This is a genomic window from Prosthecobacter gellanilyticus (genome assembly GCF_007992435.1).
Classification (GTDB): Bacteria; Verrucomicrobiota; Verrucomicrobiia; order Verrucomicrobiales; family Verrucomicrobiaceae; genus Prosthecobacter; species Prosthecobacter gellanilyticus.
In genome coordinates this window covers 82,165-93,021 of the sequence record NZ_BKAG01000025.1, presented here as the reverse complement: position 1 = coordinate 93,021, position 10,857 = coordinate 82,165, and the positions used below count along the sequence as shown (strand labels likewise).

Here is a 10,857-nt window from a genome sequence, read left to right as displayed (position 1 = left end):
TGGGAAGCGCTCAAGCGCGACACCGCTGTATGCGCACACAGCACCCGCAAAAAATCGGAAGCCTTGTGCGCATCAAGGCCACGTCCACGCTTCATCACGCCCCAAAATCAACTAACTAAAAGCGTGTCAAAATACCACCTCTGAGCGCCAAAGGCGCGCCCCATACCAGCCTAGGGCGTCTAGCCCTAGGTTCTTCCGCACGCACCCACCGCCAAGCGCTGAAAGCGCGCCCCATGCACCCACAACCTCCATCCGCCTGGATCCCCTTTCCGTGTCTTCCGCGTGTTCCGTAGGCCCTCCGAAACCGGCCTGTCTCCCCCTTCTGAAAAACCACTGTAAACAACCGTCAACCACCGTAAACAACTGCAAACGGCTAGTCCCTCAGCGCCTCCGCCGGCTCCATCCGCGCCGCAAACCACGCCGGCAACCACCCCGCCACAATGCACAGCAGGATCGAGATCCCACACGTCCACATCACGTGCTCCGGATCCACATGCGCCGGAATCGTCGAAAGGAAAACACCCTCCACCGCATGCACCTGACCACCCGTCAGCACGGCCAGCCATTGACGTAAATCATTGCGCAGCCAGAGCACCAGCATGCTCCCGCCTAATCCGCTGGCCGTCCCCAACACACCCACGATCGTCGCCTGCAATAGAAACACATTCGTGATCTGTCCGCGCGTGCAGCCCAGCGCCGCCAGCATGCCGATCTCATGACGCTTCTGCGTCGTCACCGTGATCGTCACATTCATCACGGAAAACGCCGCCACCAGCGCGATGATGAACAGCACCAGTTGCATCATCGTCTGCTCATTCTGCATCGCCGCCAGACGCGCCTTGTCCTCGTCCGACCACAGCTCCGCCGTCCAGCCCGGCACATCCTTCAGCAGCATCGGCGCGATCTCCCCTGCCCTCTGCGGCTCCGCCAGTTCAATGGCAATCCCCGTCACGTTCCCACCGAGTTGGAACAAAGCCTGCCCCGTGCGCAGAGACACATAGCCCGCAAAGCCTAACTGATCCGACTGCAGCACACCCGAGATCGTCAGCTTCTGCGGATGCAGGCTGATTTTGTCGATCATCGCCTGCCGCTTCTTGTCATCATCCTCGTCATTCGCATCCGAGTAGCTGCGCACCGCCTCGTTCACATTCGGCCCCGCATACACACTCACCTCATCACCCGGGCTCAGCTCCAGATCCTGCAAATGCCGGTCCGTCAGCACAATCGTCCCATCTGGCATGTCTAGAGAGCCCGCCAGCAAATGCGGCGTCAGCTTGCGCATGTATCCTTGAGCTTCCGCAGCCGGAATGCCCAGGACAGGCTTGACCACCGTCTGGCGGTCACCGTTCGCCGCATACAGCTCACCACCGGCAAAAGGTGTCGCCGAAACCACACCCGCCTTCGCCTTCATCTGCTCCAGCACACCCTGCCATGCAGGCCCTTTGCCACCACCGCCATCCTGCCCCGCCTCCTGGCGCAGCAGCACATGCGGCTTCGTGCCCATCAGCGTCTCACGGAAGTCCGCCTCAAAGCCCAGCATCACCGCGCGTACCACAATCATCATCAGCACTCCCACCGCCACACCGATCACCGAAACCACGGTGATCACCGACACAAATGACCGGCGCGGCTTCAAATACCGGAGAGCGAGAAAAATCGGAGCCTTGGACAACATGAGATTCCCCCCACCATGCCGACTCCCACCCCTCTGCCAATCTCTGTTTTGCATCGAAATTTACGCCCCTGACCACCACCCTTCAAAAAACAAGATTCACAGGATCAACATGATGCCCATCCAACCACCCTCTGATCCTGTTAATCCTGAATCCTGTTAATCCTGTTAATCCTGTTAATCCTGTAAAAAACAACCCCGCACTACTCCCGAGTCCGCAACCACCCAAAACCAAATCCTGCCTTGGCACCGCCTCACCTATCGTTATGGAAAGGACCATGATTCAAACCGGCATCATCACCATCTCCGACCGCGCCAGCCAGGGCATCTACGAAGACCTCGGCGGCCCCGCACTCCGCCAGGCCGCGCAGGGTCACGGCTGGACTGTCCACGCCGAGGTCATCGTGCCGGACGACCTCAACGCCATCCAGATGGCCATCCAGTCCCTGAGTGACCAAGGCTGCGGCCTCATCCTCACCACCGGCGGCACCGGCATTGCCGAGCGAGATGTCACCCCCGAAGCCATCCGCGGCATCATGCGCGTCGAGATCCCCGGCTTCGGCGAGCTCATGCGCATGAAGTCCCTCGACCTCACGCCGAACGCCATCCTCTCCCGCAGCCTCGCCGCCGTCGTCTCACGTTCCCTCGTCATCGCCCTCCCCGGCAAACCCCAAGGCGCCGTCGACTGTCTAAGCTTCGTGTTAGGCGCCATCCCCCACGCCGTGAAGCTGGCACAAAGGGTACCCACAAGCTGCTGAGCAAAGGCCCTCTTGCGTTAATCCTTCCTCTCGCGGTGAACTGGATTGAAGATGGCCTACGGAACACACGGAAGCCGACCCAGCCCTCAGAAACGGTTTCCTTTTCCGTGTGTTCCGTGGGCAACTGAGAACCGCGAACTAACGCTTCCGGCAGATCGAGCACACCTCATCCCCGGAATCATTCACACGAAAATCCAGCGTCGGATCATCCACATCCGTCTTCCCGCACACCACGCACTGATGGAAAAACGCCGCCGCCGGCCGCGTGGCCTCCTGAAACCGCGAGCGCCGGTTCCCCACCTTCGCCATATGCGCACGGTCCTTGATAAAACCAGGACCGAAGGTGACCAGAAAGTTTAGGTGCGAAAAGAAGACCATCCAGAACGCGGATGGCTCCTTCATGACAAAGAGCACCACGGCCGCGACATCCAGCCAGGCAAGCCAGCTAACCTTGATAGGAATAAAAAAATACATCCGGATCTCCTCGTTCGGGAAGTACATCGCAAAGGCCAGCAGCACGGTCGAAAACAAGAACAGACCCGTCGCCACATAGCCAAAAATCATGGAGCCAATGACCATGGCCAGCATGCCGCCTCCAAAATAGACCCAAAGCCGGAACGCTCCCCAGGCCTCCTCCAGGCCACGACCTAACCAACTCAGGAACATGGCCCCGAAAACCACAGCCAGAAGGCTGCTCTCCGGCACAAAAATAAAGGACACAGCCCGCCATACCTGACCATGGAGAATGAGGCCTCCATGAAGCAGCAAAAGACTCACGATCCCGCCGGCCGCCTGAGGCGTCATCACCAGGAACGTGAAGAAGATCCCCACATGCAGAAGGGCGATGAATGACATGAGTCCAGGAACCGCAAGGCGCCCGAAACGAGATTCAAGTTTGTCGAGAAAGCGCATGAACTAAGTCTGTCGTTACATCTCCGAGCTCTTCACCGCATCCAGCGTCAGCTGCCACTGCTCCTCACCACGCCAGAAGTTCCGCTGCACACGCATGGCGATGTCCCACGGCGCTTTCGGCAGGTTCTGCAGCGGTGCATTGAACCAGCGCGCCTCCATGCTCACCCCATCCTGCGTCAGCATCACCCGCAGATGCTTGTCCTTCATCGTGCGCCCAGGCAGACGCGGCGTTACACGCCGGCAGAGAAACACAGGCTCCGAGTTCTGCTGGCCGAAGGGCTCCATGAGCCGGAAGTTCTGCAGGAAATCATACGTGAAGTCCGCAAAGCGCACCTCCGCGTCCATCTCCAGCACAGGTGTCAGAGCTTCATCCGTCAGCGCCTTGCGCGCCGCATCGCAGAACGCCACGCGAAACACATCCAGATTCTCCTCCTTGATGGAGACACCCGCCGCCATGGCATGACCACCACCGCGCACAATGTGCTCACGGCAGATATCGATCGCCTCTACCAGAGAGAAGCCGGGAATGCTGCGACCGCTGCCCTTGCCCATGCCGTTTTCATCAAAGGAAAACAGGATCGTCGGCCGGTTCGCGATGCGTGAGATGCGCGAGGCCACAATGCCCACCACACCCGGGTGCCAGTTCCGCGACCCCAGAACGATCGCGTGATGCTGGTCCAGATCTCCGAGCGCCAGCAACTGCTGCTCAGCCTCGTTGTAGACATTCAGCTCCACCGCCTGCCGGTCGCGATTATGACTCTCCAGCAGCGCTGCAAACTCCGCCGCCTTGACCGGATCTTCGGCTAACAACAATTGCAATGAAGTAAAAGCCGTGTCCAGACGTCCCGCTGCATTCAGCCGCGGTCCGAGACGAAAGCTCACATGATGCGTTTGCAAAAAGCCATCCACACCCGCCGCTTCCTTCAGCGCACGAATGCCCACGCGCTCAGTCTGCCCTAGCGCCTCCAGGCCACGACGCACCAGCAGCCGGTTTTCATCCACCAGCGGCACCAGGTCCGCCACGGTGCCGAGCGCCACCAGGTCCAGCGTGCTTTTGAGATCAAACTCCGGCACCCGTCGAGCCTTCAGCAGTGCATGCGCCACTTTGAAAACGAGACCCGCCGTGCAGAAATAATGAAAACCCTGCCCGAGCTTCGGATTCACCAGCGCCATGCATTCCGGCCGGCCATCAGGAGAGAGCTCATGGTGATCCACGATCACACAGTCCACGCCCTGCTCATGCAGCCACTTCAGTTCCTTGATGGAGGTCGTGCCGCAGTCCAGCGCCAGCAGCAGGTCCGGCTTGCCAAACTCCTCAAACAACCGCGCAAAACCATCCAGGCTCAGCCCATACCCTTCATCCATGCGTGAAGGCAGGAAGAGATGCGGCTTCACACCATAGGCCCGCAGCGTGAGATACATCAGGGACATGGAGGTCACACCATCCACGTCATAGTCGCCATACAGCGCCACCTTTTGCCCCTGGTCCACCGCCTGCAGGATGCGTTCTACCGCCTGCGGCATCTCCGGCAGCACATTCGGATCACCCAGGGTCGCCAGCTTCGGCACGAGAAAGTCACGAATCAGCCCTGGCGTGGTATGCCCGCGCTGGGCAAGAAGCGCGCATAGCACCCTTGGAAGCCCCGTATCTGCCGCGAGTTGGTCCACTCCCTCGGCCACTGGCTTGACTACCCAGCGCGGGGGGCGCGTGGTGGGCAGTGGGAGTTCAGAGGCGAGAGCCATAAGGTGCGAAAAGTGTAACCTCCTTGTATGCAACAGGCGCGTGGGGTAGTCAAAGCATCGCTCTGAATGATGTCTGACAACACCTCGTCTTCCACCGCCGGCCGCCTCTGGCTCGCCTCCATGGGCCTCACCCTCGCTCTGGGCGGCGCCGTCTTCACCTGGGTGCTCTGGACCGCCTGGCAGCGGGCCGAGGAAACCCGCCGCTGGACTCCATTGCCCTGCCACATCATCGCCTCACGCCTGGAGAAAGAGCGCCCCACACCGAATTCGAACTTCGTCTTCAAACCCATCGTTCATTATTCCTTCACCCTCGATGGCAAGCCCATGACCGGCACCCGCATCAAGCGTGTCGACAGCCCCAGCCAGCACGAGGACCTCGCTTTTAAAAAGATCGAACCCTTCCCCGTCGGCTCCGAGCACACCTGCTTCGTCAATCCCACCGATCCCACCGTCTCCGTCCTCAAGCACGATACCCGCGCCGCCCTCTACTCCATCTGGTTCCCCCTCCTCTTCGTCGTCGGCGGCCTCCGCATGACCTGGGGCGCCCTCCGCCCTTCACGCCCGATGTAGAGGAAAACGTGAGTTTTCCCTCAAAGCATCTCAAACTCACCTCACACCCGCACCTCACCAAAGGCGACCAACTGAGCGCATCCGCACCTCTTGGTAGCAGAAAACGTAAGTTTTCCCTCAGGACATCTCGCACTCACCACGCCCTGCACATCCCTCCCGCTCTCATCTGAGCGCCAAAGCGCCCCATACCAGCCTAGGGCGTCTAGCCCTAGGTACCCGGCACGCCCCACAGCCCGAAGCGCTGAAAGCGCGCCCCATGCACACCCAACTGCAATAACACTTCCAGTTCTATAGTTTAGAAAAGCGGCTCCCCGTCCCTCCCATGCGCAAGATCCTCGCCCTCCTCCTTCTCGTCATCGCCGCCGCGCTCGCCTTCTTCGCCCTGCGCCAGCCCTCCGGCCATGGCCCGGCCTCCAGCCTCACCGTTTACTGCGCCGCCGGCCTGAAAAAACCCGTCGAGACCATCGCCGCCCAGTACGAAAAGGAAACCGGCACCCGCATCGAGCTCCAGTTCGGCGGCACCGCCACCCTCCTCAGCCAGCTCCGCATCGCCAAGAAGGGCGACCTCCTCATCGCTGCGGATGACGGCTCCCTCGCCGATGCTCAGAAGCTCGATGTCACTCGCGAAGTCCTCCCGCTCGCCCTCCAGCATCCCGTGATCGCCGTCGCCAAAGGCAACCCCAAGGCCATCACCACCCTCGCCGATCTCGAGAAGCCCGACATCAAGCTCGCGCTCACCAATCCCGAGGCCGCCAGCATCGGCAAAGTCTCCAAAAAACTCCTCGGCGACCGCTGGGAGGTGCTGACCAAAAAAGCCGCCGTGATGAAGCCCACCGTCACCGAGGTCGCCGCCGATGTGAAACTCGGCGCTAGCGATGCCGCGCTCGTTTGGGACAGCGTCATCCCTCAGTTCGGACTCGAAGCCATCAAAGTCCCCGAGCTCTCCAACCACGCCGAAAAAGCCAGCGCCGCCGTCCTCACCTTTGCCACCTCTCCTGCGGAAACCTTGAAGTTCGCCCGCTACCTCTCCGCCCCGGAAAAAGGCGGCGCCATCTTTGCCGAACAAGGTTTTCAACCCGCTGGTGGTGACAAATGGGCCGCGAAGCCCGAGCTCATCCTCTACAGCGGCGGTGTGAACCGTCCCGCCATCGAAAAACTCGTGCAGGACTTCGCCAATCACGAAGGCATCGACGTCACCACCGTCTTCAACGGCTGCGGCATCCTCTGCGCCGCCATGAAGACCATGAAGGACACCACGAACCCCAAGTTCCCGGACGTCTACTATGCCTGCGATGTCTGCTTCGTCCCTCCCGTCGCCGAGCACTTCCCCGAAGCCATCCTGCTCACCGAATCCGAGATCATCATCGCGGTGCCGAAAGGCAATCCCAAAGGCATCAAAACCCTCGCCGACCTCGCTCAGACCGGCCTCCGCGTCGGTGTTTGCAATGCCGAGCAGTCCACCCTCGGCTTCATGACCGCAGGCATCCTCCGCAGCATGAACCTGATCGACAGCGTCATGAAAAACGCCTCCAGCCAGGTCCCCACTGGCGACTTCCTCGTCAACCAGCTGCGCACCGGCTCCCTCGATGCCGCCGTCGTCTATCGCACAAACATCCAGTCCCAGCCCGATCACTTCGAAGCCATCCCGCTGCCTGCCGACAAAGCCAAGGCCGTGCAACCCTTCGCCGTTCGCAAGGACTCCCCGAACAGCGCGCTCGGGTACCGCCTTCTCGCCTACCTTCGCGCGCACAAAGAAAGCTTTGAAAAAGCCGGCTTCGTCTGGAAAGGCGAGACCGCACCTGTGAAGAGTGATCAGCTTGAGATCCCCGACTACCTCAAGCAAAAGTAACAGCGACCGCGATGCCTCGTCTCCACCTTCCAGCTCTGCTAATCCTCGCCAGCCTGCTCATCGCTGCCTGCTCGCCAGCACCGGTGGAGAACGTCCGCACCGATCCTCCCCTCATCAAACTGCCAGCCTCCGTGAAACTGCTGGCCCCTGATGACGCCGCTGCCCTCATCCAGAGCACTCCCAACCTTGTCATCCTTGATGTTAGGGAAGACTGGGAGCAGAAAAAGCAAGGCCGCATCGCCGGCTCTGTTTGGGCCGACTTCCTCAACGACAAGAGCTTCACGGAAGCAACCGCCAAGCTCAAAGTCGACCAGCCCATCCTCATCTACTGCGCCATCGGCGGCCGCTCCAAACTCGCCGCCGAGAAACTAGCCGCCAAAGGCTTCACTCAACTCTCCCTCCTCAACGGCGGCTTAGAAGCCTGGATCACAGCGCAGAAACCGGTGCGGAAGTAAAGTAGTCCGCGAGTCCCCTCGCGGCTCTTCGACCGCACGAACGAGAGTCAACCTTCGGAAACAGACACATCCTCACCCGTAGGCTCAGCATGCCGTCCCCTCTTCAAAAGATATTGAAGACGGTTCAACGCATCACTCGTCCTAACAGCATCGTCGCTCTCAAGAAATAAACACAACTTCTTCCCGAGCCCCTCCTCCATTCGATCAACATCGATGACCGGCTCAGCATTCCCAGGAGGGGTGAAATAACCGTGTTCGAGGAAATAGTTCCAGCTCGCTTCATGCTCGAGCACCGCATGCGGAACACCCCATGCAATCAGCCTGTCTCGATGGGTCTCCTGCCAGGCATTCCATGCCTGCGCTTTGCCTCGGTTTCTCCGGAAAGACATATCGATAAGTTATGTGATGAAAAGGTATAAACCAAAGCCCCGCGCGGATCCTCAAGTCGATGCATCATGCACCACATCCACCACCCGTCCGCGAATGTCCTGAACTCTGGCCCAGCCATTGATTTTGCCGACATTGTTCCCGATCAAAAATTCGTTGTCACGAATCTCCCGGACCACATGCAGAAGATGGTTTCCCTTCCACGCCACGAGGACCACATCATCAACCCTGACATCCCGGGCCTCCACCGGTGCCAGCGTCACCAGATCACCGCTTTCAATGCGGCCGCGCATCGAGCCACCCTGTGGACGAATCTGAACCTGCTGTCCGGTGGACAACCCTTGAAGTGCATCATTAACCCAACCCATACTTGATCTGCTGACAAGGTATCACACCAACCCGGCATGTCGAATGTGTTGATCAACGCCCCACCTCGGCCAGCCTGGTCATTCGTGGTTAGACTTCCCGTCCCTCACCACCCGCCCCTGACATTCCACTTCTCCATCAGATCCATGGAAAGCTCGGAGATAAACCGGCTCGGCTTCATCAGCAGATCCCCATCCCGAGCCTGGTGGTTGATCAGCGGATAGCACAGATACAGTTCATCCTTCGCACGCGTCACGGTCACATAGAAAAGACGCCGCTCCTCCTCCACGCCGAGATCACTCTCCTCCACAGCACGCGCATGCGGGAACATGCCGTCCGCCAGCCAGATGGCAAAGACCGTGTGCCACTCCAGGCCCTTGGCCTGGTGCGCCGTCGTCAGCGTCACCGCATCCTTGTCCTGCTGCGGGTCCGGCTTGTTCTCGGTATCCACACCGCTCAGCAAGCTGAGCTGGCTCAAGAACTCCAGCGGATCGGTGAAGCGACTGCTGTAGTTGCTGAGCTGCTCCAGATCCTGCTGGCGCTGCTCCGCATTTTTAAACTTCGCGCGCATGTAGTCCTCATACACGCCATCATAAATGCTGCGGATCATCTCCGGCGGCGTCACCGGCTTCCCCTCCACGATAAGCTCATCCAGCGTGAAGGCGAACTGGTCCCACGACTCCCGCGCCTTCTTCGGCACGCTCATCGGAATCAGCAGATCACTGAACTTGCCCGTCATCACCTCGGCGTTCGCCGCCTCGGTCTGCAGCCAGTTCATCCACAGTTTCGTGGCGCTCGCACCACCCACGCCAGGAATGAGCTTCACCATGCGCATGAAGCTGACTTCATCTCTTCGATTGATCGCAAACTTCATGAAGGACGCCACATCCTTCACATGTGCTTGCTCGAAGAACCGCAGCCCGCTCGTCACCTGAAACGGAATGCCACGGCTGGTCAGCTCCATCTGCAGCTCCATGCTGTGAAAATGCGCGCGATACAGCACCGCCATCTCGTTCAGCTCCACACCTTCATCCTGCAGTTCTAAAATTCGTTGGGCCACGAAGGAGGCCTGCGCGCTGCCATTGTCCAGCGGCACCAACGCGGGCAGCATGCCCTTCTCTTCACGGCAGGACTGCAGGTTCTTGCGGATCTGCGCGCGGTTGTTGCCAATGCTCGCATTCGCCAGGTTCAGCACCTCCGGCACACTGCGGTAGTTCACCTCGATCTTGAAGACCCGCGCCTGCGGCCAGTGCTCATGGAAGTTCAGGATGTTCGTCACATCTGCCCCACGCCAGGAGTAAATGCTCTGAGCATCATCACCCACCACCATTAGGTTGCCATCCTTGCCCGTCAGCATTTCGATGAACTCGCACTGCAGTTTGTTCGTGTCCTGATACTCGTCCACCAGCACAAACTCAAACTGCCGCTGATACCGCTCCAGCAGATCCGGATGCTCCCGCAAAAGGCGCACGGACTGCGTCAGCAGATCATCAAAGTCCATGCAGTTCGTCTCCACCTTCTTGTCCTGATACAGCTTCCGGATCTTCGTGATCGGCTCCACGATCTTGTCGAAATATGGATACTTCGTGAGGATGATCTCCTCCACCGGCAGGCAGGTGTTGTCCGCCATCGAGAAGATGTCTCCCAGCACCTCCGCCTTCGGAAAGCGGAATCCCGTGGTGTCGATCCCGCTATTCGCCACCACCGTCTCTAAGAGATCCTTCTGATCTTCCCGATCCATGATCGAGAATCCTTTGCGATAGCCTAACCGCTCCGAGTTCCAGCGCAGAAACTTGTTCCCGATGCTGTGGAAGGTCCCGCCCCATAGGCGGCTTGTGTCCGCCTCCACCAGCAGGTTCACACGCTCCAGCATCTCACGCGCCGCCTTGTTCGTGAAAGTCAGCAGCAGGATCTGCTCAGGCAGCACTCCATTGTCCAGCAGCCACGCCACGCGATACGTCAGCGTCCTTGTCTTCCCCGATCCCGCGCCCGCAATCACCAGCGTCTGCCCCGGCGGCGCCGTCACTGCCGCATGCTGCTGCTCATTGAGCTCCGCCTTGTAGTCAATGCGCGGAGCCGTGGGGTGAGGTGCATGCAGAGTGTATTCGCGGGCCATGAGAAAAAGGGAAGGCGGAGAAAAGTCGT

Annotated in this window: 10 protein-coding genes; 4 read left to right on the top strand and 6 right to left on the bottom strand. The window is 59.7% G+C overall.

Annotation, left to right across the window (positions count from 1 at the left end; genetic code table 11):
- Nucleotides 1-373: 373 nt before the first annotated feature.
- Nucleotides 374-1,615, bottom strand: coding sequence for an ABC transporter permease (locus tag BGE01nite_RS16985; protein WP_170266848.1), 1,242 nt, complete (start codon nt 1,613-1,615; stop codon nt 374-376).
- 335 nt (nt 1,616-1,950) lie between these two features.
- Between BGE01nite_RS16985 and BGE01nite_RS16980 the strand changes: the two genes are divergently transcribed.
- A complete protein-coding gene (locus BGE01nite_RS16980; RefSeq protein WP_218033015.1) occupies nt 1,951-2,430 on the top strand; it encodes a MogA/MoaB family molybdenum cofactor biosynthesis protein in 480 nt (159 codons plus the stop codon).
- A gap of 138 nt (nt 2,431-2,568) precedes the next feature.
- Here BGE01nite_RS16980 and BGE01nite_RS16975 read toward each other — a convergent pair whose 3' ends face one another.
- Both BGE01nite_RS16975 and recJ read right to left on the bottom strand, forming a co-directional pair.
- Complete coding sequence (locus tag BGE01nite_RS16975; RefSeq protein ID WP_146851759.1) at nt 2,569-3,342, bottom strand: hypothetical protein; 774 nt, start codon at nt 3,340-3,342, stop codon at nt 2,569-2,571.
- Nucleotides 3,343-3,357: 15 nt separating this feature from the next.
- Nucleotides 3,358-5,085: a single-stranded-DNA-specific exonuclease RecJ gene (gene recJ / locus BGE01nite_RS16970; RefSeq protein ID WP_146851756.1), complete on the bottom strand. Its 1,728-nt coding sequence runs from the start codon at nt 5,083-5,085 to the stop codon at nt 3,358-3,360.
- Between the two features lie 66 nt (nt 5,086-5,151).
- On the opposite strand from recJ, the gene BGE01nite_RS16965 reads away from it, so the two are divergent.
- The 3 genes from BGE01nite_RS16965 (at nt 5,152) to BGE01nite_RS16955 (ending at nt 7,959) form a co-directional block, all read left to right on the top strand.
- The gene (locus BGE01nite_RS16965; protein ID WP_146851754.1) at nt 5,152-5,655 is read left to right on the top strand and encodes a DUF3592 domain-containing protein; all 504 of its coding nucleotides are present in this window, start codon (nt 5,152-5,154) and stop codon (nt 5,653-5,655) included.
- Between the two features lie 322 nt (nt 5,656-5,977).
- The gene (locus BGE01nite_RS16960) at nt 5,978-7,504 is read left to right on the top strand and encodes a substrate-binding domain-containing protein (RefSeq protein WP_146851751.1); all 1,527 of its coding nucleotides are present in this window, start codon (nt 5,978-5,980) and stop codon (nt 7,502-7,504) included.
- An 11-nt stretch (nt 7,505-7,515) separates the two neighbouring features.
- On the top strand, nt 7,516-7,959 hold the full coding sequence (locus BGE01nite_RS16955) for a rhodanese-like domain-containing protein (RefSeq protein WP_146851748.1): 444 nt from the start codon (nt 7,516-7,518) through the stop codon (nt 7,957-7,959).
- A gap of 47 nt (nt 7,960-8,006) precedes the next feature.
- Here the strand turns inward: BGE01nite_RS16955 and BGE01nite_RS16950 are convergent, their stop codons facing one another.
- The 3 genes from BGE01nite_RS16950 to BGE01nite_RS16940 all read right to left on the bottom strand — a co-directional run bounded on the left by BGE01nite_RS16950 (nt 8,007) and on the right by BGE01nite_RS16940 (nt 10,828).
- Nucleotides 8,007-8,348 (bottom strand): hypothetical protein, encoded by a 342-nt coding sequence (locus BGE01nite_RS16950; RefSeq protein ID WP_146851745.1) that lies wholly within the window; start codon nt 8,346-8,348, stop codon nt 8,007-8,009.
- A 51-nt stretch (nt 8,349-8,399) separates the two neighbouring features.
- Nucleotides 8,400-8,639, bottom strand: a complete 240-nt coding sequence (locus tag BGE01nite_RS16945) for a hypothetical protein (protein ID WP_218033014.1) — start codon at nt 8,637-8,639, stop codon at nt 8,400-8,402.
- A gap of 179 nt (nt 8,640-8,818) precedes the next feature.
- Nucleotides 8,819-10,828: an ATP-dependent helicase gene (locus BGE01nite_RS16940; RefSeq protein ID WP_146851740.1), complete on the bottom strand. Its 2,010-nt coding sequence runs from the start codon at nt 10,826-10,828 to the stop codon at nt 8,819-8,821.
- Between the last annotated feature and the right edge of the window lie 29 nt (nt 10,829-10,857).